We start from the raw sequence: 25,276 nt of genomic DNA, 5'->3' as shown, positions 1-25,276 counted from the left end.
AGTGGCTCTTAAGTATTGCTTCTAAATTATTGTCTATCAAATAGATAAACTTTTTATTGTTATAAAATAATATATTGATAATATTAAATTAGGTAAAACCCAACGCAGCGATTAACCGCATAATAGAGGTTAATCGCTAGGAATGCTATTTTTCAAGAGCAACTTGGTTGAAGTTATGTAATGCTAAAGGATCCATTATATAGCCTTTAACCTCTTTACGTATCGGCATATAAACCATTGAGTGAGCAATCATTAATGCTGGTGCTTGATCATGCATCTCAACTTGTGCTTGTTTATAGAGTTCAACCCGTTTTTCATGATTTGGTTCAATTCGAGCTTGTTGTAATAAATCATCGAATGGTTTATAACACCAATGTGAATAATTCGAACCAGATTTAACCGCATCGCAACTCATCAAAACTGAATAAAAGTTATCTGGATCACCGTTATCTCCCGACCATCCCATTAATACTGCATCATGTTCACCATCACGAATTCGGGATAGATACTCTCCCCATTCATAACTAACAATTTTAGCAGTTACCCCAATTTTAGCCCAATCCGCTTGAATCATTTCAGCCATACGGCGCGCATTAGGATTATATGGTCGTTGTACTGGCATTGCCCATAAATTAATAGTAAACCCGTTCTCTAATCCGGCTGATTTTAATAATTCTTTTGCTTGTGCAGGATCATAAGGATAATCTTTTACAGCATCGTTATAACCCCACATTGATGGTGGAATAAAGTTTTTAGCTGGTTCAGCTGCCCCCTGAAATACAGCTTTAATGATCGCATCCTTGTTGACAGCCATATTTAGAGCTTGACGAACTTTTAAATTATCTAGTGGTGGTTTATCCATATTGTAAGCTAAATAGCCAATATTAGTCCCTGCCATTTCTTTAACAACAATGTTATTATCTGATTTCATTCGTTCAACATCCGCTACATTTGGAAATGGCATTGCATGACACTCTCCTTTTTGTAACTTAGCATAACGCATTGCAGCATCAGGTGTAATTGAAAAAACTAAACGATCAAGTTTAGCTTTAGGACCAAAATAATCTGGGTTCGCTTTATAAAGGATTCGTGAATCTTTTTGATATTGAACAAAAGTAAATGGGCCGGTTCCAATAGGTAGTAAATCGACTTTCTCTGGTGTGCCATTTTTAAGCATAGCATCGGCATATTCTGCTGATAAAATTGAAGCGAAGGACATCGCTAAATCGGCTAAGAAAGGCGCTTCTGGCTGACTTAACTCAAATACGACAGTATGATCATCAACCTTTCTAACCTCTTTAATTAAATTAGGTAATCCCATACTTTCAAAATATTCATATTGGCCACCAGAAACTTTGTTATAAGGATGATTTTTATCCTTTTGTCGCATAAATGTAAAAACAACATCATCAGCATTTAAATTTCGGGTTGGTTTAAATTCTTTACTGTTATGCCATTTAACATCATCACGTAAATGAAAAGTATAAGTTAGACCATCTTGGCTAATATCCCAAGATTTAGCTAAAGAAGGTTCAATTTCGGTAGTGCCTAATTTAAATTCCACCAAACGATTATAAACAGGAACTGCACCCGCATCCATCGAAATACCGCTTGTCACAAGCTGTGGATTAAATGTTTCAGGTGAAGCTTCTGCACAATAAACTAACGTTCCATCAGCATACGATTGTGCACTGGTGAGCAACGTTATTAGTGCAGCACTCAATAAAAATTTTGGTTTATATTTACTTATATTTCTCATAAAATCATCCTAATTATCAACTATATTAAACCTATTTTGTCACACGTAAACAAAGTTAAGAGCATTGTATTTTTGATATCTTTAATATACAAATTTGATAAAATATCTTAATTTTAGTTCTTACAACAAAAAAATTTAATCTTGATTAAATCCATATTTTTACCATCTTCCGCACAGATATAGTGCAAAAAGCACCATAATTAAAATCAACGTGTGACATAGGCATTTACATTAACACACCATTTTTAATTGAAATGACTGCTAACATTAACGCAACAAAAGTTAGATACCGCCAAACAAATAAAAATATGCAAAATTAGTGCCAGTTTCAATTTGCAAATCTATATCAAAAATATGTTTTAGTTGTGATCAATTTAAGTATCACCCTTAACTTTTTATATAAATAATCACTTACTAATTGATTTTTATTAAATGTATTATAGTTAGTGTAAATAAAATAATCACCAAATTAATAATATAAAATTAAATTTTCAACTTGATTTCATGCAACTAAAATATAGTTGAAGCGTGGTTTTAGGAGGTTTTATAATTTTAGGATTGGTGCCTGATGGGAAATGAAGATATAGCTTAAAATATGAGGAGTTGGGATAAGGAATTTTAGGTAGAAAAAAGTATTTGTGTTTGTATTCTTAAAATTAATCTTTTTTTAAAGGCATTTTTACTCCGTTAACATCTTTCATGTTTTAACCAAACTTCTATCAAAAAAATTTAGTGTTTTATTAAAATTCGGTCTACAATACAAAATTTAAATACTTTGTAAAAAGCTAGTTTAGTAATACTAGTTACAAAATGACAGATTAAAAAATACTAATTCAAATCTCTTTAGTTAGATCAACTTTATCAAATACTGACATATCAATACTTATTTTCTTCAATTTTATTTCGACAATGCCTGATTACTCTTTTTTCGAGCCGCCAACACCACCGTTGGCGTTGTCGGTCGTAAGCGGTTGTCGCTAAAGCAACTACCGCTCTTTTCTCGCCAACTCTTTCGGCTCGGATTGCCCATGCCGCTGCGACTTTACATTGGCAGTTTATCCTTTATTACCTCTTATATACTCCCACAACTTAAGGACTAAGCACTAAGGATAGGCGCAAAGCGCGTTATGTGTGTTAAAGTTGTTGACAAAGCGCGCAGTACCTATGTCTACGTTCACTATAGCCAGGTCACCATCAGCATTACTCGGTTCACTAGTCCAGTACCATTGGCCTTTGAGACCAATGGCTGGATAATAAGCCATAGAGCCCCACTCCGCGAAAAAGCCCGCACCTATATAACGCATGTAATAATCACCAGGTGAGGAAGGAGAAGCGCCGACTAAACCGCTACAGAAGGTTAATGGAAAATCAGACGTACAAGATGCATTTGTCAAATCCTTTACCTTAGGTAATCGATAACCAATACTATTACACCAAGATAAGGTTTTAGAATGACTGTAGTCTTTAGTAGATCGGTTGACGAACCACTGCTTCAAAGTAAAACCATATTTAACGACAGCATTACCTCGACTGTCACGACCGACCAACTCGAATGTCTGGGGCAAAGTAGGTTTAGAAATAAGACCAGGATTGTCCGAATTTTGCTGGGATTCGGTAGCGAAAGGACCAGTTAAAGTAACGCGTACGCTTGTAGCAGTAGAATTACTCATTGTAGCTGTGATACCTCCCTGAGAGACCGGAGACCAAGACAAAAGCTGTTTACTACCGGTAATGAGTAAATCAAAGTACAATCCATTAGAACCAGTAGTAGGAAAGTTTTGACCATAACGTGATGGGTCAGTTGACTGAGAAAGAAAACCATTAGTAGGGTCCAACATCGAAGCCGGACCTGCAAATCGATCTGAAGCGTAAGTCAAATCAGGCCGAGAAAAACAAACCTCAGGCGTAGCCTTAGGATCGACGAAATAAGTCACACTACTTGCATTGAAATTACTACTATTAGGAACTCCGTAACGGGTAGTTAATGTGCCGTTAGTACTGGATAACGTAACCTTATAAGGTGCCTTACAAATCTCTGGCACAGTACTACGTGATACCCGTTGACCTCTTTTATCAACGATAGATAAACTTAGAGAACCGGTAGCTATAACGTCAGTATCTCCATCATCATCCCCCCAATAATTGTAAGGCTCGCCAATTAAGGTGTTCAAAGCGATAGCATCAGCAGTGGGTGGCACCAACATAGCAATATCAATAAAGCTTTGGTTTTCTTTAGGTAACACTATTGGATTATCTAAGGTTGAAGTATTATTGGAAGGTGTAATGCGGGTACCATCGGATAACGTAATACCTAACAGCCCCTCAGTAGTGGTAATTTTAGTCTTACCATTATCAAAAGTTAAATAGGGCTGACTACCATGAATGACTTGCGCCGTAGTCGCCGACAACGCTTGAGTCGTAGTGGCATAAGGTAATAATAACAAAGGTATTAAAGCTAAATAGCGTTTTATATTGAAAACAATATATGGCGGACGATTAACCAATAATAGCTGTCGTCGACAATGATGTTGAGAGCTGGGTTGGCGAACGTGCGATACTAAACCAGATAGCAACCTCTGCCTAAAATTAGATACACAATCACACTTTAATTTGAGCAGAAAACGAGAGACTAAATCGAATACTAAACTAAGTTTTAAATTAAGCTTTAGGTGTAATAAATCAGCTAAAGTGTGTTGATATAGATTTTTGACGTAAGGCTGCCAATGTCTTGTGTCTTGTGTCTTGTGTCTTTATATTATAAAGCATAATGCGCAATCCTTCAAGCAAATTTATGTTTTATTTACACTTTTCCATTATAGTGCGCGGAAAAAAACGGTTAATTTATCGTTCAGAGTATAACACCTTAGTAAAATTTAACTACCGATTAACGGCGATTATTTGTAAAGAATGGTAAATGAATAGGGAATGTTATTACTATCTGAAAGTTATTAATTTCTGCTTATACGTTATTTAGCTAAAATTGCGAGAAAGTAGAAAATAGACTTAAGTCAGTAACGTTCTTGTCATGCTTATTAACCTTAATATATAAAGGCATTAAAGCCATATTACCGATACATGCCATTATTGAAGCCAATCTACCTGTCTGTGTATTCGATATTGTACTTGATTTGATTTAATATTGGTGAAAGTTGATTGATAAGAAAATGCATTGCAAAGCTTATCAGAAAAGGCTTTAGACATAAAAAAACCAGCTTTCGCTGGTGTTCTTTTTTGGAATTGGTGCCCGGACGCGGAATCGAACCACGGACACGGGGATTTTCAATCCCCTGCTCTACCGACTGAGCTATCCGGGCAACAATGGATGCACATTAAACACGATCTGAGATTATCCGTCAATCCCTTTTGTAAGATATTTTAAAAAAAATAGATTGTTTGGTTGAAAAATAACTAATCATCTATATATCTGGATCTAATTTTAATAATATAACGTCACTTTTTAAGGAATTGTTATATGCGATATCTAGGCTTTATTGTTTTTTTTATTTATCTCTATTTTGAGATTAGTACATTTATGATGGTAGCTAACGCTATTGGCGTTTTTCTTGCCTTAATTTGTATTATTGCAACATCTATTATTGGTTTTTCATTAGTTAAAACACAAGGTTTAAAAAACCTGCGCGAAATGCAACAAAAAATAGCAGAAAATCAGAGCCCTAAAAATCAAATTATTAAAAGTGTTGCTTTATTGTTTGCTGGTTTTCTATTACTTATCCCTGGTTTTTTGACCGACATTTTAGGCGCTATTTTATTAATTCCTTATGTGCAAGAATCGATTGTTAATTTCATTGTGAGAAAAATGCCCAAAAAATCAATATTTTCATCATACCAACGCACTGATAAAAATGCTGATATTATTGAGGGAGAATTTATTCGTAAAGATGATGAAGAATTAATCAATTAAAAAATATTTTGATTTTATTCTCTTGAAGAATTTAAAACAAACCCCATGTAGTATTCACTATATTATATAGATCATAATTTGATGATTTATTGTTAATAATTATTTAATTTAAATTAGTGCTAGGAGATAACTAATGAAAATTCGTCCATTGCATGATCGTGTGATCATTAAACGCAAAGAAGTAGAATCAAAATCAGCTGGCGGTATTGTTTTAACAGGTTCAGCTGCGGGTAAATCAACACGTGGTGAAGTTTTAGCTGTTGGTAATGGTCGCATTTTAGAAAATGGTCAAGTTCAACCATTAGACGTTAAAGTTGGCGATATCGTTATTTTCAATGAAGGATATGGCGTTAAAACAGAAAAAATTGATAACGAAGAAGTGCTTATCTTATCTGAAAGCGATATTTTAGCCATTGTTCAAGCGTAATTGGCAAATAATTTAATTTATAGACAGAATTCAGGAGAAATACAAAATGGCAGCTAAAGATGTAAAATTTGGTAATGACGCTCGCGTTAAAATGCTTAAAGGCGTTAATGTACTAGCTGATGCAGTTAAAGTCACTTTAGGTCCAAAAGGACGTAACGTAGTATTAGATAAATCATTTGGTGCACCAACTATTACTAAAGATGGTGTGTCAGTTGCTCGTGAAATCGAATTAGAAGATAAATTCGAAAACATGGGTGCACAAATGGTTAAAGAAGTAGCTTCAAAAGCAAATGATGCTGCTGGTGACGGTACAACTACTGCAACAGTCCTTGCTCAAGCGATTGTTAATGAAGGTTTAAAAGCGGTTGCGGCTGGCATGAACCCAATGGATTTAAAACGTGGTATCGATAAAGCTGTTGTTGCAGCAGTTGAAGAGCTTAAAAAATTATCTTCACCATGCGCAGACTCTAAAGCGATTGCACAAGTTGGTACTATTTCAGCAAACTCTGATGAAACTGTAGGTACTTTAATTGCACAAGCAATGGAAAAAGTGGGTAAAGAAGGTGTTATCACTGTTGAAGACGGCACCGGTTTACAAGACGAACTTGATGTTGTTGAAGGTATGCAATTTGACCGTGGTTATTTATCACCATATTTCATCAATAAACCAGAAACAGCAACGGTTGAATTAGACAGCCCATATATTTTATTAGCTGATAAAAAAATCTCTAACATCCGTGAATTACTACCAGTATTAGAAGCAGTTGCTAAAGCAGGTAAATCACTATTAATCATTGCTGAAGATGTTGAAGGCGAAGCATTAGCAACATTAGTTGTTAATACTATGCGTGGTATTGTTAAAGTTGCCGCAGTTAAAGCACCTGGTTTTGGTGACCGTCGTAAAGCAATGTTACAAGACATCGCGATTTTAACAGCTGGTACTGTAATTTCAGAAGAAATCGGTTTAGAGCTTGAAAAAGCAACGTTAGAAGATCTTGGTCAAGCTAAACGTGTTGTTATCAATAAAGACAATACCACTATTATCGATGGCGTTGGTGAAGAGTCTTTAATTACTGCGCGCGTTGAACAAATCCGTAAACAAATCGAAGAATCAACTTCTGACTACGATAAAGAAAAACTTCAAGAACGTGTCGCTAAACTTGCTGGCGGTGTTGCAGTAATTAAAGTTGGTGCAGCAACTGAAGTTGAAATGAAAGAGAAAAAAGCACGTGTTGAAGATGCATTACACGCGACTCGTGCAGCGGTTGAAGAAGGTGTGGTTGCCGGCGGTGGTGTTGCGTTAGTTCGTGCTGCATCTGCAATTTTAGACCTTAAAGGTGCAAACGAAGATCAAAACGTTGGTATTAAAGTAGCTTTACGCGCGATGGAAGCACCATTACGTCAAATCGTGACTAACTGTGGTGAAGAAGCATCTGTTGTTGTTAACGCAGTTAAAGGTGGCAAAGGTAACTATGGTTACAATGCTTCAACTGAAGAGTACGGCGATATGATCGCAATGGGTATCTTAGATCCAACTAAAGTAACGCGTAGCGCATTACAATATGCTGCATCTGTTGCAGGTCTTATGATCACAACTGAATGTATGGTTACTGATTTACCTAAAGATGATAAAGCTGATTTAGGTGCTGCTGGTGGTATGGGCGGCATGGGTGGAATGGGCGGAATGATGTAATTCATCCTATTTCGTTACAACCCAAAACCTGTTAAAAAACCACCCTTTTATCGGGTGGTTTTTTATTTATTTTCCTTCTATCAAATACTCATTAACTTCACAACTTAATCACATAATCAACACCGTGAATATCAAATAAAAGTCCATTTACACTAATTGTTGTTGAAAATAGCAATACATCTAATTTTTCTTTATGACTTTTAGTTACGCTTTTTTAGAAATGAACCAAGTATGTTGTTTTTTTCTTGTCAAAATGAAATGTAAAATAGATAATAACATGATGAAAAAATGAGGTTTATTTTTTCTATAAAAATAAATTAATTATACCAAACTTTATTACTTTATATGAAATAAGATATAAAGTTATTAAATAATAAGTGAATATAAAAAGGAATAGAACAATGAGTGTATCGTCCAGTAAAAAAGCTGCAACAGTTCAACAAAATGATTATTCAGTAAGACAACGACAAAAATCTACCCGAACAGAATCCCCTCAAGCTAACATTCAAAATAATACTTTTTTCAAAGTTATTTTTTCCGATAATCTTTCTCTTGAACAAAAAGTTCAAGAAGTTACACAAATTTTAGAATTTACCGATAATAAAGAAATAGATCGTGAAAAAGTAGAAGAGTTTGATAAGTTCAAAGAATATCTACAATCAATCTCTGAAGAGATGTCTAAGCAACGTATCGAAATGACTGATACCGAAGTGTTCGCTGAATTGCAACGAGTCTATGCTGATTTTAATAATGACCTTAATGATTTTATTGATAAAATCAAACCGCTTACCGAGATAACTGATGCGCTTTATAACTTACGCCAAAATGGTGAAACACGTAACGCTCTAGCGCAAATAAAAGCAGATCAAGAATGGGATGATGAGAAGCAAGCCGAAAAAAAACAAATACAAGATGAAATCACAAATAACAATACACTAATAACCAAACTAAAAGAAGAAATTCATACTTTAGAGCAAGATAGAATATTCTTCGGACTTGGAAAAATTAAAGCGGCTTCAAAAGCGAAAATAGCAATTAATCAAGAAAAAATAGCGCAATTAGAACAAGATATACAAAATAAAAATACACAATTAGCAAATCTTGAAGAAGAAATTAAACACCGCCATGCGCAACGTAGTGAATCACTTGATGTTGAGAAATTAAAAGAGCTACTGAATTTAACATCAGATGAACACACATTACGACAAGCTGATATGGTTGAATCTGCCTTAAAATTCGTTAACCAAGGTAAAGAGCGTTTTGGTGCTATTCGTGGTCATCTTGAAAAGATGGTTAAACAAATCGAAGGGCTTAGCGACAATAATGGTAATATGATCCAAATTTATGCCATTATGAACGAAGCGACCAAACAAGTTGAAAAAGTCCATCGTGAACGCCGACAAGAACTCGAAAATAAAGATGTTGGTGACAATTTGTTAGAGTCAATGAAACTGGAAGAAACTCGACGTAATTTAGATGAACATATCGATACCGTATCAACCGCAACTGTCGATACTATGCAAACCTATGGCGAATTAACTACCGAAGCAATTAAAATACGTAACATGCAAGCTGCAACTAAAAAACAAGTAGAAAGTGCAAGAGCAATGCATTCACGCGGTATTGCATCAGTCGCTTCACAACTTAGCGTTGTGGTAACAGCGGTTAACTCAGCAGCGATTAATGAAGCGCAATCCATGGCAGGAAATACTTTAGCTGAAATGGCGAGAGTAACTAACGATATTGCTAAGAACGAAGCAATACGAATTGCAACGGGTCGTGATGAAATCAATAACGACTTAGAAGCTATGCTACAAAACTTAGCTGAATTTGGCGATACTCAACGTGAAGCAACAGAAATCACCCGTTCTGCCCTTGAAACAATGCGCGCTAATTTAGAAGAAATCGAAAAAATGTCCAAAGATGTTCAAGGTGATACTCGTGAATTTATTGCAGTAACTGGTGATGTTTTATCTGAAAAGAGTGAAGCCAAAAAAGAAACTAAAAATACTACGTCCCCTTTTAAACTATAACTGACGAAGGAATGCACAATGTACCTAGTTAGAGGGCGTGAATATTTAGCGCAACATCCCAATTTTTCATTAGTGGGAAGAGAGCATGATTTAGAAAGAATATCATCAATTCTGATCCGACAATCATCAAACTCACTTTTACTAACAGGACCAGCTGGTGTAGGCGTTTCGGCGCTTACCCTTGGTTTACAAGCAGCTAAAAATAGTCCTGACACACCATTTGACTTAATTGTTAAAAAACTATTTTGGTTAAATAGTGATGCACTGTTTTCCAGTGGTGATAGCACTAAAATTAATAACGAATTTCAAAATATTTTAAAAAAATTACTGCAAACACCTGAATCGGTTTTAATTATTACTGATACAGCTAATTTTTTAGAAGCGGCACACAATACCGGTAATGCTCATTTTATTAATGCATTAAATAACGCTGATAAATCAGGTAATTTTCAAGTAATTCTAGAAGTTCGTGATGATAAACTTAGTAGTGTGCTAAAAGCTAGTACTAAAATGCCAGAGCTCTACACGCTTTATGATGTAAAAGAGCCAACAGGAAGTGATTTAAAAGCAATTGTTACAGTTGTTGCAAAAGAGCTATCTGAACATCATCAAATCGAAGTTGACGATAATGCTATTGACGAAGCAATACACTTAACAAGCAAATATCGTGATAGTTTGGGTTTAGGTGGAGCACAGCCTCAACGCGCAATATCCTTGCTTGATCGCGCACTAGCAAGCTACCGCCAACTGACGCATAAACAGCACCCTAAAATTGCTGAATTAATGGCTAAAATTGCGAAAAGTACTGATGAAACAGAACGTCAAACTTTGCAACAGCAATTAAATCAATGGCAACAAGATTGGCAAGATTTGAAATCAGAAATTAGCAAAACATATCAATATCAACGTGATGCTGAAACATTACGCTTCCAGCTACAAGACGAAATCACCCAAATTCAGGAGCAAGAAGAGGAAAACAAAATTTCTGATTCTGCGGCCATAAAAACCTTTGCTCAATTGACAGCAGGTGGATTTGACTCGCCAGCTGTCACCAAATTGAAAGAAAAAATTCGACAAATTGATGCCGAAATTGCACAAAATAATGAGCAACATAAAAAACTAGTAATGCTTGCCAATAAAGATTTACGACTAAATCGACAAGAAGTAATTACTGAATTTAGTAAAATTTCGGGAATATCAACCAATAAACTCGATGAAAACGAAGTTGAAAATTTAATTAATTTAGAAGCGCATTTATTGTCACGTATTTTTGGTCAGGATGAAATCGTCAAACATGTAGCTAATTCGGTTAAAGTTGCTAAAGTCGATGCACTAAAAGAGTCTGGTCCAGCAATGTCTTACCTCTTTTTAGGGCCATCCGGTGTAGGCAAAACAGAAATGGCAAAAGCTTTAGCGCAATACGTATATGGTGACGAAAAATCATTAGTGCGATTTGATATGTCAGAATATATGGAAAAACATGCAGTTGCTAAATTAATTGGTGCACCGCCAGGATATGAAGGGTTTGAAGCTGGTGGTATTTTGACTAATTCAGTTAGGGCTAAACCGGTTGGTATCTACCTATTTGATGAAATCGAAAAAGCACATCCAGATGTATTTAATATTTTCTTGCAGATCTTATCAGACGGACGTTTAACCGATAATATCGGTCGTACGGTCGATTTTTCTGACATAATGATTATTATGACATCAAATATTGGTCAGCCTTATTATCTTGATCCTAATCTATCTGATGAGGCAGCACGCGAACTAGCAACAAATGAGCTAAATAATACCTATCGTTCAGAATTACTGAATCGTTTTAATGGTAGAGAAAATATCGTTCACTTTAAACGACTACCAATGGAAGTTATCGAGAAGATTATCCGCCGTGAAATTGATAAACTCAATCAAGCTTATCAACCTCGAAACCTAACTATAGAAGTACAAGACGCTTGTCTTAGTGCATTTTGTCATGATCATTATGATATTATTCGTGGTGCAAGAGGTTTACCAGGTTATATTAAAGCCAATATTCGACCGTTTATCGTCAATCACATATTACAAAACCCACTTGATCAAGGCACGTTTAAAATAGTGTATAACCAACAAACGCATAGTTTTGATATGGAATTTTGTAAAAATTAAAAACGCTTCACTTCGTTTTTAGCGAAGTGAATTTACTACAATAAATTGAAGCTAACAGGAAATGTTCCTTTAGCTTCAATTATATAACCTGTCTTCAATCCAAAACTTTTTAGCGTAGCCACGTAAATTATCAGAAAATACCCAATAGCAGTGGTAAATAAATTATCCGTTGTGATTTTTTCTCATAGTTATATTACGTAAAGTAAACCATCACCCAAAATGGTTTACTAACATAATTTAATTAAACTTACGCAACAAGCCTAGGGTGTAAACTTCCGCTTTGTACAAGCACGATATCGTTATCAATATTTATTTTTTCGCAACAGAAAATAGATAATTAGCCACCTTAGTATCACCATTTTTTTGGTATAATTGAGCCGTTTTAATGACACTTTCTTGTCGAGATGCATCGTAATTAAAAAGCTGCTTAAACATTAAATCAGCAGTTTTTTGATCACCGTTTTGAATTGCACAATAACCATACTGTTCATACGCATCGGCTTTCCAACGGTGGCGATCTAAATCAATACTTTGTTGAAATTGTTGTTTGGCTTCTTGATAACGATTTCTACCACATAAAAAAGAGCCATAATGGACATGATACAGTCCATTACCGGGTTGCATTAAGGTGATACGTTTGTAAATCATTTCAGCTTCATTATATTCACCAACATGCTGATCAAACATTGCCATTGCTAGCATAACTTGAGGGTTATTAGGTGAATATTGGGCAGCCAATTTCAAGTTATAATGTGCAGCTTTGATATTTTCTGGTGACTCATCAGCTTTAGCCAAATAAGCTAAACCTAATCGCGTTCTAGATAATGCGGCAGCTTCGGGATCAAATTCTTCATGTCCTTTAACTTGGCAACCTGTTAAAGCAATCATGGATAAACAGCTGAAGATGACTAACCATATTTTCATTAACTTTTCCCTTTTCCGTTGTCTATTTTTATGCGGTTTGCTGAACCAAGTTTTGCTTTTTATACAATGTTCTTTTAGTCCTGTCGACAACTTCACCGGCTAACTGACCACATGCTGCATCTATATCATCGCCGCGGGTTTTACGTACAATAACCGTAAATCCATAACCCATTAATGTTTTCATAAAACGGTCTATACGTGTATTTGAGCAACGAGAGTAAGGAGCACCAGGGAACGGATTCCATGGAATTAAATTAATTTTACTTGGTACATTTTTTAAGAATTGAGCTAATTCATGGGCATGTTCTACGCCGTCATTAATCTGATTTAGTAATACATACTCAATTGTTACCTTGCCATGATTGGCATTTGAAGTAGATAAATAACGTAAAATTGAATCGCGTAACATCGCCATATTATACTTTTGGTTAATTGGCATAATTTCACTACGTATCGCATCATTTGGAGCATGAAGTGAAATCGCTAACGCAACATCAATCATTCCTGCCAACTTATCTAAAGCAGGAACAACACCAGAAGTTGAAAGCGTAACACGTCTTTTTGATAAACCGTAACCAAAATCATCTAACATGATTTCCATTGCCGGTGCAACGTTAGATAAGTTGAGTAAAGGTTCCCCCATTCCCATCATAACAACATTCGTAATAGGCCTATCAGCTAATTTTCCTGTCACACCAATGGCATTTGATGCACGCCAAACTTGGCCGATTATTTCAGAAACGGTTAAATTACGATTAAAACCTTGCTGGGCGGTTGAACAGAATTTACATTCCAAAGCACATCCTACTTGTGAGGACACACACAAAGTTGCGCGATCGCGCTCAGGAATATACACCGACTCAATCATCTGATTATTGCCAACATCCAATGCCCATTTAATAGTACCATCAGATGAGCGCTGTTCCATCGCTATTATTGGAGCTTTAATTTCGGCTAACGTTTTTAATTGTTCACGTAATTTTTTATTAATGTCAGTCATTTGATCAAAGTCATCTATTCCAAAATGATAGATCCACTTCATCACTTGATCTGCTCTAAAAGGTTTTTCACCTAATGATATAAAAAACTCTCTCAATTGCTGGCGGGTAAAATTGAGTAGATTAATTTTTTCATTGGTTGCTGGAGTAGTTTGTGTTATTTTTGCAGCATCTGCACAATTTACAGACATGTTCGGTGTTGATGATGTTAACATAAGGCCTCGTTTTTACACATTATGGCTATTTAAATTTTTAGGGAAAGGATTATACTGGCTTTCACCTTATCTGGCTAATAAATATTTGTGATATATAAATGAAAATGAATTCAACAATTTTAAAAAAAACGTTAACGATTACTCATACAATAACTTTACTTTTATGTTCAACATTCGCTATGGCACAACCAATTCCATTAGATAAATTAACAGGTCAATTTGACGAAAAGAAAGATAACAATTTTATTGCGTTAGATTCAACAATTTTGCCTGTTAATAAAAAAGGCATGTATCTGCAAAAAGAACCTGCCGAGCAGTTAATTAAAGCTTATAACGACTTTAAAAAGTCTTATCCAGATATACCGTTTATAGTTGTGAGCGCAACTCGTAATTACACGTATCAAAATGGCATCTGGCAACGTAAATGGGATGACTTGTTACCAAAACTTCATGAACCACAAAAAATTGCTGAGCAAATTTTAAAACTATCATCTATGCCAGGTACCTCAAGACATCATTGGGGAACAGATATTGACATTACCAGTGTTTCATCAAGTTATTTTAGAAATGATAAAAAAGGCATCATACTTTACCAATGGCTACAAAAAAATTTACCTAAGTATGGTTTTTGCCAGCCATTCAATGAAGGTCGTAAAGGAGGATATTTGCCAGAAGAGTGGCACTGGTCATACAAACCTATTTCCAGCCAATATATCGCGCAATATAAAGCTATATTAGACAGTGAGCCTGATAAAATTATACAAAGGCTCAATTTTACTGGTCACGACAAAATTACACTTGAAAGTTTAGTCAAACAATATGTATTAACGGTTAATTCTGAGTGTTATTAATAATACATTAGTGGTTTCGCCAATAAGGAAGTTTGATAGTGACCACTAATCCCCCACCATCACGATTATTTGCTTGAATCGTACCGTTATGCATAATGACGGTCTTTCTTGCAATTGCCAGACCTAAACCATAACCTTTGCCTAATTGCGCTGACTGGATACGAACAAACGGTTCAAAAATACTCGATAATTTATTTGAATCAACACCTGGACCACGGTCTTTGACTTCAATTTGCAAATATTTACCCACTTCTTTTAACGACACTTCGACAGCTTGCCCAGCTTTAGAAAAACGAATTGCATTACGAATAATATTTTCAACTGCTCGGCGAATTTGTTCCGAATTACCTTTAATAATAGAATGCGTTATGGATGCTAAATTAAAATGTACATCAATTAATTGATGATTGGCTTCATAATTAGCATCACTAATCACCACACTAATTAAATCTTTTAAATCAAAATATTCATCAGTACGATTATTCATTTCGGCGCGTGAATAATTTAAAATTTCACCAATTAACTGATCTAATCGTTCCGACTCTAATTCAATTCTCGCTAAAGCAGTATCAATATTTTGTTTATTTTGTTGAGCAAGCCCAATGGCTAACTGTAAACGCGCAAGCGGTGTACGCAACTCATGTGACACATCATGTAAAAGTGCTTGACGATCTGAAATTAAAATATTTAATTGTTCAACCATCATATCAAAATCTTTACCCAACTCACTGAGTTCATCACGTCTAGGCTTTAATTTTTTAAATAACCTGACAGAAAGATCACCTTGTGATACACGAAAAAAACCTTGTCGCAATAAGCGCATTGGCCGAGTTAAGTTCCATGCTAAAAATAGACTAAAAGCTAAACCAACAAATCCCCCCATTAACATAATTGGCAATGGCATACTAAAAAATACCTTTTTGCTACGATCATCTTTATCTTCTTTAAACGAAACAGCATATAAAGTGCCATCAGGCGCAATTGCTGTTCGTTGATAAATATAAGTTGGTGACTCTAATTCATCGGTCAATATATTAACTTGATCATTTTGTGGGGAAATTAATTTTATTGATAACAACGCCCGTTCACGTTCAGGTAAATGCGCAATAAAATTAAGTGTTTCATCTTCACCCGCAACATGTAACAATTGCGCAATCATATCGACTTTGGTCGGCATATGATTAAGAAAACGTTGATTTCTATTTTCTACATAAAAGGAGAAAGCTATCCAGGTTAACTGAAAGGTAAGATAAAAAATCACACAAAATATAATCAGTATTTTCCAAAATAATCGACGATTCATACCAAAGCCTATTCTATCGTTAACGGATACGGTAACCTACTGCTCGAATGGTTTCAATTGTCACATCGTTTTGTGCTACTTGAGACAGTTTTTGACGAATATTACTAATATGGACATCCACGCTACGATCATAAAGCTCTCTAGCTCGACCTAATCCTATTTCAGATAGCTCTTCTTTAGTCACAACCCGTTCACTATGTTTGACTAATAAAACTAATAAATTGAATTCAGTTGATGTCAAATCAATAACTTGCCCATTCCAAGTACAAAGTCGCTGCGGTAAATCAAGCGTTAAACCATTAAAATGGTATTTTTTGTCATCAACCATCTCAACTGAACGTTCATCAAACCGACGTAAAACCGCTCGCAACCTAGCTAATAATTCTCGTGGATAACAAGGTTTAGGAATATAATCATCAGCACCAAGCTCTAAGCCTAACACCCGATCAATATTATCGCCTTTAGCTGTTAACATAATAACGGGCATATTACATTGCTGACGTATGCTTTTTAATACATCAATACCATTAATATCAGGTAGCATGACATCTAAAATTGCGGCACGATACTTACCCGATAATGCTTCATCAATACCATCTTTACCCAAATAAACACTTTTAATATTAAAACCTTCATTGGTCAAATATTCACTTAGCATTTGTGATAATTCAATATCATCATCAATTAATAAAATATTTATCATAATCGCCATTATTATCTAAATTTTAGGTCTTTACATTATTGCAATAATTAAAAAAAAGTCAGGTAGTTTTACTAAAATATTACATATTTTGAACTATTCCTGATTATTTAATTTACTAACCAACCATATAAAAAATTTAAGATAAATATTATCTCTTATTATATTTTTTGAAAGAATTTGAATAGTATTTATCAGTTAAATTACTTACCATATTATTTAAGTCAAAATTGTCAGATTGGTTATTAATATCAAACAGCAAATAACTAAGTCTTATACTGTTTACGCTGCAATCACATCGTTCAATTTTCAATAAATATTAAATAAAATAGTATGCTATCAAGAAGGTAACATTTCACCATCAACATTACCATTAAAATATGGAGATAAATAATGAAACAACAAGTAATGTGGCAAGAGTTAATTAAATTGGTGAAACACGAAGTATTACCCGCACTCGGTTGTACTGAACCGATATCATTAGCATTTGCCGCTGCAGTTGCGGCTCAATATCTAAACAAAAATAATATTGAAAAAATTGATGCTTATGTTTCACCTAACTTAATGAAGAACGGTATGGGCGTGACTGTGCCTGGCACTGGTATGGTTGGATTACCTATTGCCGCAGCAATTGGCGCAATAGGTGGCGATGCAAATGCAGAACTTGAAGTATTAAAAAATATTACAACAGAGCAAATCACCTTAGCTAAAAAAATGTTAGTGGATAACAAAGTGAATGTGAAAATAGCCAACAATAATCAAGCTATCTACTGTGAAGTCAATATTTATACTCAACACGATCATGTTAAAGTATGCATCGAAAATTCACATACCAATGTTATTTTGATTGAAAAAAACAGTAGCGTTATTTTTAAACAAAATAACATTACTGCAAATCAATTAAACAATAACGATATCATCAAACAGGTATCAGTCAGATTAATTTATGACTTTGCAACCTATGCAAATTTCGAAGATATTCAATTCATTTTACACTCTGCCGAATTAAATTGCGCCCTATCTCAAGAAGGATTAAAGCATGCTTATGGATTAAGTATTGCCTCAACATTACATGAACAAACCCAAACAGGATTATTAGCTGATGATTTGCTTTCAAAGGTCATTATTCGCACAACCGCTGCATCTGATGCTCGTATGGGGGGCGCAACGTTACCAGCCATGAGCAATTCAGGTTCAGGTAATCAAGGGATCACTGCCACCATGCCGGTTGTGGTGGTAGCAGACTATTTAGATGCAACACCTGAACAATTAGCTCGAGCATTAATATTATCCCATACTATTGCCATTTATATTCATAGTAAGTTTCCACCTTTATCGGCTCTTTGTGCAGCATCAACAGCCGCTATGGGCGCAGCAGCGGGTATGGCATGGTTACTTGGTCAAGGTAGATATGAACCTGTCGATATGGCAATTTGTAATATGATTGGCGACTTATCAGGCATCATTTGTGATGGCGCTTCAAATAGCTGTGCAATGAAAGTTTCAACATCTGTTTCATCAGCGTTTAAAGCTGTACTGATGGCTTTAAACCATATTCGGGTCACAGGAAACGAAGGTATAGTCTGTGATAGTGTTGAAAATTCAATCAACAACTTAGGGGCTATCGCTAGTAATAGCATGAAAGCAACTGATACTCAGATTATTGATATCATGTCACATAAGGCTTAAACTACGTTTTAGTGCTAAAAGATTAAACTTTTAGCGCTTTTAATATAACCAATTGGTATATTTTTTAAAAAATATGCTGGACAATGTTGTTTTTTATGCGTAATATTTCGTCCTGCTTCAATGGTGGCTATAGCTCAGTTGGTAGAGCCCTGGATTGTGATTCCAGTTGTCGTGGGTTCGAATCCCATTAGCCACCCCATTTTATGAAGCAAAAAATCTAACGGCGAGTAGCGCAGCTTGGTAGCGCAACTGGTTTGGGACCAGTGGGTCGGAGGTTCGAATCCTCTCTCGCCGACCAATTTTAAATAAAAAAGCCTGCTCATTGAGTGGGCTTTTTTATTATTCGCTTTAGCTTAAAGGATGAGAACCGACGGAGGTTCGAGCCGAGCGCAGCGAGACAACGTTGCTAAAGCAACGGCCCGAAGGGCGAGCATAAAATGCGAGTCATCCTCTCTCGCCGACCAATTTTAAATAAAAAAGCCTGCTCATTGAGTGGGCTTTTTTATTATCCACTTTAGCTTAAAGGATGAGAACCGACGGAGGTTCGAGCCGAGCATCGCGAGACAACGTTGCCAAAGCAACGGCCCAACGGGCGAGCATAAAATGCGAGTCATCCTCTCTCGCCGACCAATTTTAAATAAAAAAGCCTGCTCATTAAGTGGGCTTTTTTATTATCCGCTTTAGCTTAAAGGATGTGAACCAACAGAGGTTCGAGCCGAGCATCGCGAGACAACGTTGCCAAAGCAACGGCCCGAAGGGCGAGCATAAAATGCGAGTCATCCTCTCTTCCCCCGCTCTATTTTTTATTATCTTACTGATTTAATGTTACTAACAATAAATATTGTGATCACAACAACAATTTTGGTACTTAAGATTGACAAGATATATTTTTTTAATTAATTTTTAACCAATAAAAATGGATTTAAGATATATCTTTTAGATATTACGATCCAAAAAAGGAAGGGGATGACTATTGGAATATCGTGATATTGCGGTCAAAACAGCTGTTGAAGAGCAAATTAAAGCCAATCCAGCCATAATTAAGGATAAATTCACAGAACGTGGGCTTGCCGAATATTTTGGCGTCAGTCGAACAACGGTTAGAAAAGCGTTAAATGATTTGGCCATGGAAGGCTATGTTTTTTTTGATAAAAAAAATACGCAATATCCAACAATCTTTGAAATCAATATGTTAAAAATGTCTTCATTTAGTGAAGAAATAGATAAAGAAAATCCTAAACAAATTAAAATCAAAGTTCTTTCCAACCAAATTATCAAGATTCCCTCAGAATTGACAAAATTCTTTAATTTTAATCACCAATTACTCAAAATAATTAGGCAACGCGTATTAGGTGAAATGCCTTTATCTTACGAGATCTGTTATTTACCCTTCGAAAAATTCAGAGGTTTAGAAACACAAAATTTGAGCAATGTGTCGCTTTATCAATATTTAAAAGATCATTACCAGCTCATCCCGAGTCATGGTCGGGAAGAAATTACCTACGAAACCGCAACTAAAGAATGTGCCAAGTATTTAGGTATCAAAGAACAAACACCAATCTATAAAGTTTCAAGTTATAACTACGATAATAACTTTGAGCCTTTTGAACACACTGAGCAATATTTAATAGGTAACCGATTTAAATATCACTTATCGGCTAAAAATATCTTCAATTATAGCGAGACAGATAAATGAAGTTATTTGAAAAAATTGCAGTTCAATTAGGCGAGCTAATAGATACAGGTAGGTATGGTGTTGGTGCCGCATTACCGCCAGAAGGCCAGCTACAACAAAACTACGGCGTAAGTAGAACAACTATTCGTAAAGCAATAGATCGATTAGTTGAAAAAAATCAAGTTGTAAGAAAGAAAGGGGTGGGTTTATTTGTCGCACCTAAACTTTCAACGCAAAATATTCTAGAAATGACGGGCATCATCAAACCCTATGATTATCAAAATGATAAAAAAGTGATTAAAGAGTCTTATTTAAGACAAGCAGGAAGCTACTACAGTCAATTATTAAAAATAAAATCGTCCGAGCTTATTTATTATATCAGCTTTCTTGAAGTGGCAAAAAACAGTGTCGTAAAAGCTATATTTTTGTTACCTCTTAACTATTTTCCTGATTTTCAACTTTCCATCATAAAAGTGTTATCGGCGCTGGAAATTGTCAATTCGAGTAAAAAGAAAGTTGATAAATTAGAACAAGATTTACAATTAATTGTTGCCAATGCTGAACTTGCCAAACAGCTAGGTATCAAAATTAATAACCCATTATTTAAAATTTCTAACCACTATTTTGATATTAACAGCGAACCAATAGCCATTGAATATAAATTTGCTACTAATACTAAATATGTTGTCGATTTCACCTAGGAGGAAAATTAATGATTAAATTATTACGTGTTGATCATCGTTTATTACATGGTCAAGTTGTTGTTTCATGGTTCGATAGCGTTGGGGCCAATACTATTTTGGTCGCTAATGATACGGTGGCAAATGACGAACTACGCAAATCAGCTATTCGACTAGCTAAACCTGAACATGGCAAATTAGTCATGAAATCCATTGATGACAGCATTGAGGCAATTAATTCGGGTGTAACTGATAAATATCAAATGCTGATTGTTGTTGAATCGGTTGCCGATGCTGAAAAGCTAATTAGAGGCACTCAAGGAAAAATAACCAGCCTCAATTTAGGTGGCACAAAACCACGCGAAGGCACGAAGAGCTACTCTAAAACGATCAATCTAACTGAGCAAGAAGCAGATTTATTAACTGCATTAAAACAAGATGGCATTGATATTTACATTCAACAAGTTCCGAGTGAAGCAAAGCAAAAATTTGAAAAATAATTTAGAGGATACAACACATGAGTATCGAATTAACAGCACTTCTATTAGCTTTAATTGCGATGTTAGCAAATGCTGAATACTTTTTAGGATCATCAATGTTATCTCGCCCACTTGTCACCTGTACTTTAGCAGGTTTAGTTATGGGGGATATCACTCAAGGCATTATCATTGGTGCAACCTTAGAGTTAGCTTTTGTTGGATCGTTTTCTATTGGGGGGTCGATTCCACCCGAAATAATTTCAGGCAGTGTTTTAGGTACCGCATTTGCTATTGGTGCAGGCAAAAGTACCGAAATTGCTTTAACATTAGGTATTCCAATTGCGTCACTGGTGTTATTAGTCAAAAACCTCTGCTTCCTTTTTATTCTTCCTTATTTTGTTCACAAAGCAGACAAATATGCCAGTGAAGGCAATGGTAAAGGGATGGATAGAATGAATATCTTAGGTGGATTTTTCTCAATCAATCTTCCAATTGGGTTAGTTGTCGGATTTTCCTATTTATTTGGTAGTGCCGCTGTTAACAACTTATTAGAGATGATACCTAAATTTATCATTGATGGTTTAGGTATTGCCACAGGGCTACTACCAGCTTTTGGTTTTGCAATGTTAATGAAAATTATGATCAAAAAAACCAATACTACCTTCTTTGTTCTTGGCTTTGCATTAGCGGTATACATGAAAGTACCTGTTACCGGCGTGGCTATTTTTGGCGCTTGTCTTGCCTTAATTTTGACCGGTTATTCTGCATTTAATGGCAAAAAAGGCGCAATAGACGAAGGTAATCAACAGCTCAATACCAATACGGGTAATGCATTAGCATCACAGGAGATCGATTATGAAAATGAAGAATTCTAAATTAGTAACCAATAAAGAATTAAACAGAACCTTTTGGCGCTCGTTTACCGCTGAATGGTCATGGAACTATGAACGACAAATGAATTTAGGCTATGCCTATGCTATGCGTCCGGCTTTGGATAAAATCTACAGCAATAACAAAGTAGAATTAACCGATGCCTATCAACGACACCTTGAATTTTATAATATCACACCATGGTTAATCACTTTTCCATTGGGTATTTGTATTGCCATGGAAGAGCAACACGCTACAGACAGTGAGTTTGATAAAAACTCAATCAATGACGTTAAAATTGCCCTAATGGGACCATTAAGTGGTTTGGGTGACTCATTTTTTTGGGGAACACTACGTGTCATCGCAACAGGCATTGGTACCTCGTTAGCGTTGCAAGGCAATATTTTAGGCCCACTTTTATTTTTACTAATCTTTAATGTCCCGGCAATTTTGGCGCGGTATTTTGGCTTACTCATAGGCTATAACATCGGCACTTCATTTATCGACAAAGTTCAAAAAACAGGTTTGATGGATAAATTATCCTATGGCGCTTCGGTATTAGGGCTTTGTGTGGTCGGGGCGATGGTTGCCACCATGGTTACCTTAAATATGCCATTAAAAATTGGTTCAGGTTCAGACGCGGCATCACTGCAAGATATATTTGATGGAATTGTGCCACAAATATTACCGTTACTTTTTACGCTGTTTATTTTTGTACTTGTTAAAAAAGAAGTGAAAGCACATTGGATTCTATTATTAATTGCGGCAATAGGTATTTTTGGTGCCTGGAGCGGTTTGTTAGGTTAATGAGAGGAAAACAATGAAAAGTATCGCAGATTATGTGGCTTTAGAACCTGAGTATTATCAACATATACTCGATAATTACCAAACGTTATTTGCCAATATTATCGATTTAAGCCAGATCAAACAACTTAACGCAATTGTTATTTTTGCAACAGGTTCAAGCGCTAATGCGGCCTATAGCGCTCGCCCTTTTATGAGTAAAATATTAAACGTGCCAGTTTATATAGAAGATCCTTCTATTGCGGCTAATTATTCATATTACAATGATCCCAACAATTTATATTTTGCTATTTCGCAAGGCGGTGAAAGCTACTCAACGATTCATTTAGTTAAACAATTTGTTGAGAATAATCAAACTATATACAGTTTAACCAGCAATCCAAGCAGTCCATTGTATAAAGTGAGTAATCATATTTTATCAATGGGAATGCCAATTGAAGAGATGCCTTATGTCAGTGCAGGTTATAGTGTAACCATACTCGACTTGATGTTAATCGCTTTAGCTATTAGTCAAAAACTAGCGCGTATAAACGCTCAACAATTTGAAAGTTATTTCACACAAATACAAAAAATAACCCAACTATTGCCACAAGCCATTTTGCAGTCACAAGCTTGGGTTGCGAAACATCAAGATCAATTCAATCAAACTAACCGTGTGATTTTTATCGGTTATGGCGCAACATACGGCATTGCACGCGAAGGTGAAACCAAATTCACTGAAACCGTCCGCAATACAGCATTTGGCAAAGAATTAGAAGAGTATATGCATGGCCCTTATCTTGGCTTGCATCGCGATGATTATATCGTTTTTATTGAACCACAAGGTCGACTCATGGACAGAGCTGAGTTGTTAAAACAGTTTTTAAAACAATATGTGCAAAACATTGCAACTATTTATGCACATGATACCAAAACACCGAAAATAGCCGATTTGTGCTTAAATATTGAGTGTGATGAACTTTTATCATCACTGTTTATGACTATCCCAATTCACTTACTCAGTTATCAAGTGTCGCAATTAAAAGGTCACAATCTAGAAAAATCAACATATCCAGAATTTGATGAAATCACTAAATCTAAAATAAAGAGGGTTACAGTATGAGAAAATATGACGAACAAAAAGAACTCGACAGCATGAATGGTGCATTAGCGTTACGTCCACAAATTAATGAGTTTATTGATAAAATTCATAAACGTGGTTACAGCAATGTTTGCTGGTTAGGTATTGGTGGTACGTATGCATCATCAATGCAAGCAGTTGTCCATATGAAAGAAAAAACAGCCATTGAAACTTTTGTTCAACATGCGGCTGAATATCTAGTAACAGGAAACAAACGTATCACTAAAGACACATTAATCATTATTTCATCTGTCACAGGTACCACACAAGAAGTCGTTGCAGCTATTGAGAAAATTCAAAAAGAAGTGGGTTCAACCATATTCGCTTTCATGGATAAAGCTGATACGCCATTAGGGAAAATGGCACATCATGTTATTACTTACCCAATGAATGAACAATTAAAATTCTTTATGACAGCAGATCGTTTAATGTATTTAGCCGGTGAGTTCCCTGATTATGATGAGTTTTATCAACAAATGGATCAACACTTTGCTAAAAATATTGTTGCTGTTGCTAAAAAAGCCGATAAATTTGGTCAAGAAGTTGCTGAAAAACACCATAACGATACAATGCACTATTTTGTTGGTGCGGGCAATCAATGGGGAGCAACGTATTCTCATGCTATGTGTTATTGGGAAGAGCAACATTGGTTACGTTCAAAATCCATTGAGTCAGCTGAATTTTTTCATGGTACATTAGAAGTGATCGATCGTGATACGGCAGTTACTGTTTATGTTGGTGAAGATACACAGCGTCCATTAAGTGAACGTGTCGCTAAATTCTTACCACAAATTTGTGGAAATTACACCATTATTGATACCAAAGATTATGAATTACCGGGTATCGCTGAAAAATATCGTGGACACTTATCACCGTTTGTTTTTCGTACTATCAATAATCGAATTGATGCTTATGTCGAACACTTAAATCGTCATCCAATGTCAATTCGTCGTTATTATCGTTGCTTAGATTACTAAGGAGAACAT

The 25,276-nt window shown here is 35.5% G+C and carries 20 protein-coding genes, 3 tRNA genes and 3 other RNA genes; 19 read left to right on the top strand and 7 right to left on the bottom strand.

Annotated features, from left to right (window positions below; genetic code table 11):
- Positions 1-145: 145 nt before the first annotated feature.
- The 3 genes from J3U56_RS07365 to J3U56_RS07355 form a co-directional block, all read right to left on the bottom strand.
- Complete coding sequence (locus J3U56_RS07365; protein ID WP_324101594.1) at positions 146-1,759, bottom strand: ABC transporter substrate-binding protein; 1,614 nt, start codon at positions 1,757-1,759, stop codon at positions 146-148.
- A gap of 1,103 nt (positions 1,760-2,862) precedes the next feature.
- Positions 2,863-4,332 (bottom strand): hypothetical protein, encoded by a 1,470-nt coding sequence (locus J3U56_RS07360; protein ID WP_267367198.1) that lies wholly within the window; start codon positions 4,330-4,332, stop codon positions 2,863-2,865.
- Positions 4,333-4,997: 665 nt separating this feature from the next.
- A tRNA-Phe gene (locus J3U56_RS07355) sits at positions 4,998-5,073 on the bottom strand.
- 158 nt (positions 5,074-5,231) lie between these two features.
- Between J3U56_RS07355 and J3U56_RS07350 the strand changes: the two genes are divergently transcribed.
- The 5 genes from J3U56_RS07350 to J3U56_RS07330 all read left to right on the top strand — a co-directional run bounded on the left by J3U56_RS07350 (position 5,232) and on the right by J3U56_RS07330 (position 11,982).
- Positions 5,232-5,681, top strand: a complete 450-nt coding sequence (locus tag J3U56_RS07350) for an FxsA family protein (protein ID WP_267344452.1) — start codon at positions 5,232-5,234, stop codon at positions 5,679-5,681.
- 133 nt (positions 5,682-5,814) lie between these two features.
- Positions 5,815-6,108 carry a co-chaperone GroES gene (locus J3U56_RS07345; RefSeq protein WP_034915350.1) on the top strand — a complete coding sequence of 98 codons (294 nt, stop codon included), beginning with the start codon at positions 5,815-5,817 and terminating at the stop codon, positions 6,106-6,108.
- Between the two features lie 46 nt (positions 6,109-6,154).
- Positions 6,155-7,801 (top strand): chaperonin GroEL, encoded by a 1,647-nt coding sequence (gene groL, locus J3U56_RS07340; RefSeq protein ID WP_065633806.1) that lies wholly within the window; start codon positions 6,155-6,157, stop codon positions 7,799-7,801.
- Between the two features lie 401 nt (positions 7,802-8,202).
- Positions 8,203-9,834 (top strand): hypothetical protein, encoded by a 1,632-nt coding sequence (locus J3U56_RS07335; protein ID WP_267334044.1) that lies wholly within the window; start codon positions 8,203-8,205, stop codon positions 9,832-9,834.
- 18 nt (positions 9,835-9,852) lie between these two features.
- Positions 9,853-11,982: an AAA family ATPase gene (locus J3U56_RS07330; RefSeq protein WP_267367197.1), complete on the top strand. Its 2,130-nt coding sequence runs from the start codon at positions 9,853-9,855 to the stop codon at positions 11,980-11,982.
- A gap of 309 nt (positions 11,983-12,291) precedes the next feature.
- Here the strand turns inward: J3U56_RS07330 and J3U56_RS07325 are convergent, their stop codons facing one another.
- Together J3U56_RS07325 and J3U56_RS07320 are read right to left on the bottom strand one after the other, a co-directional pair.
- The gene (locus J3U56_RS07325; protein ID WP_267344454.1) at positions 12,292-12,906 is read right to left on the bottom strand and encodes a hypothetical protein; all 615 of its coding nucleotides are present in this window, start codon (positions 12,904-12,906) and stop codon (positions 12,292-12,294) included.
- 28 nt (positions 12,907-12,934) lie between these two features.
- A complete protein-coding gene (locus tag J3U56_RS07320) occupies positions 12,935-14,095 on the bottom strand; it encodes a bifunctional tRNA (adenosine(37)-C2)-methyltransferase TrmG/ribosomal RNA large subunit methyltransferase RlmN (RefSeq protein WP_323849461.1) in 1,161 nt (386 codons plus the stop codon).
- 122 nt (positions 14,096-14,217) lie between these two features.
- Here J3U56_RS07320 and J3U56_RS07315 point away from each other — a divergent pair, with 122 nt between their 5' ends.
- Positions 14,218-14,970, top strand: coding sequence for a M15 family metallopeptidase (locus J3U56_RS07315; protein WP_267344456.1), 753 nt, complete (start codon positions 14,218-14,220; stop codon positions 14,968-14,970).
- Positions 14,971-14,977: 7 nt separating this feature from the next.
- Here J3U56_RS07315 and J3U56_RS07310 read toward each other — a convergent pair whose 3' ends face one another.
- Both J3U56_RS07310 and J3U56_RS07305 read right to left on the bottom strand, forming a co-directional pair.
- On the bottom strand, positions 14,978-16,273 hold the full coding sequence (locus J3U56_RS07310; protein ID WP_065633801.1) for an ATP-binding protein: 1,296 nt from the start codon (positions 16,271-16,273) through the stop codon (positions 14,978-14,980).
- Between the two features lie 19 nt (positions 16,274-16,292).
- Entirely contained in the window at positions 16,293-16,973 is a 681-nt protein-coding gene (locus tag J3U56_RS07305) for a response regulator transcription factor (RefSeq protein WP_065633815.1), read from the bottom strand.
- Positions 16,974-17,366: 393 nt separating this feature from the next.
- Here J3U56_RS07305 and J3U56_RS07300 point away from each other — a divergent pair, with 393 nt between their 5' ends.
- The 13 genes from J3U56_RS07300 to J3U56_RS07240 all read left to right on the top strand — a co-directional run bounded on the left by J3U56_RS07300 (position 17,367) and on the right by J3U56_RS07240 (position 25,267).
- The gene (locus J3U56_RS07300; protein WP_267334039.1) at positions 17,367-18,662 is read left to right on the top strand and encodes a serine dehydratase subunit alpha family protein; all 1,296 of its coding nucleotides are present in this window, start codon (positions 17,367-17,369) and stop codon (positions 18,660-18,662) included.
- 123 nt (positions 18,663-18,785) lie between these two features.
- Positions 18,786-18,861, top strand: a tRNA-His gene (locus J3U56_RS07295).
- A gap of 22 nt (positions 18,862-18,883) precedes the next feature.
- Positions 18,884-18,960 (top strand) — tRNA-Pro (locus tag J3U56_RS07290).
- Between the two features lie 41 nt (positions 18,961-19,001).
- Positions 19,002-19,126, top strand: a non-coding RNA gene (locus J3U56_RS07285) — RtT sRNA.
- 41 nt (positions 19,127-19,167) lie between these two features.
- Positions 19,168-19,292: non-coding RNA, RtT sRNA (locus tag J3U56_RS07280), on the top strand.
- Positions 19,293-19,333: 41 nt separating this feature from the next.
- Positions 19,334-19,458: non-coding RNA, RtT sRNA (locus J3U56_RS07275), on the top strand.
- A gap of 177 nt (positions 19,459-19,635) precedes the next feature.
- Complete coding sequence (locus tag J3U56_RS07270) at positions 19,636-20,358, top strand: GntR family transcriptional regulator (RefSeq protein WP_267344458.1); 723 nt, start codon at positions 19,636-19,638, stop codon at positions 20,356-20,358.
- Complete coding sequence (locus tag J3U56_RS07265; RefSeq protein ID WP_267334037.1) at positions 20,355-21,038, top strand: GntR family transcriptional regulator; 684 nt, start codon at positions 20,355-20,357, stop codon at positions 21,036-21,038. Before J3U56_RS07270 ends, J3U56_RS07265 begins: the two co-directional genes overlap by 4 nt.
- Before the next feature lie 11 nt (positions 21,039-21,049).
- Complete coding sequence (locus J3U56_RS07260) at positions 21,050-21,517, top strand: PTS sugar transporter subunit IIB (RefSeq protein WP_065633797.1); 468 nt, start codon at positions 21,050-21,052, stop codon at positions 21,515-21,517.
- 17 nt (positions 21,518-21,534) lie between these two features.
- Positions 21,535-22,371, top strand: coding sequence for a PTS mannose/fructose/sorbose/N-acetylgalactosamine transporter subunit IIC (locus J3U56_RS07255; RefSeq protein WP_267334036.1), 837 nt, complete (start codon positions 21,535-21,537; stop codon positions 22,369-22,371).
- Positions 22,352-23,173 (top strand): PTS system mannose/fructose/sorbose family transporter subunit IID, encoded by an 822-nt coding sequence (locus J3U56_RS07250; RefSeq protein WP_065633795.1) that lies wholly within the window; start codon positions 22,352-22,354, stop codon positions 23,171-23,173. The genes J3U56_RS07255 and J3U56_RS07250 overlap by 20 nt, the downstream gene beginning before the upstream one ends.
- Before the next feature lie 13 nt (positions 23,174-23,186).
- Positions 23,187-24,272, top strand: coding sequence for an SIS domain-containing protein (locus tag J3U56_RS07245; protein ID WP_267367196.1), 1,086 nt, complete (start codon positions 23,187-23,189; stop codon positions 24,270-24,272).
- On the top strand, positions 24,269-25,267 hold the full coding sequence (locus tag J3U56_RS07240; protein ID WP_267367195.1) for an SIS domain-containing protein: 999 nt from the start codon (positions 24,269-24,271) through the stop codon (positions 25,265-25,267). The genes J3U56_RS07245 and J3U56_RS07240 overlap by 4 nt, the downstream gene beginning before the upstream one ends.
- The last annotated feature ends 9 nt before the right edge of the window (positions 25,268-25,276 follow it).

Source organism: Gilliamella sp. B2824 (genome assembly GCF_026536245.1).
In the GTDB taxonomy this organism is placed as follows: Bacteria; Pseudomonadota; Gammaproteobacteria; order Enterobacterales; family Orbaceae; genus Gilliamella.
This window is presented reverse-complemented; position numbering and strand designations above follow the sequence as displayed.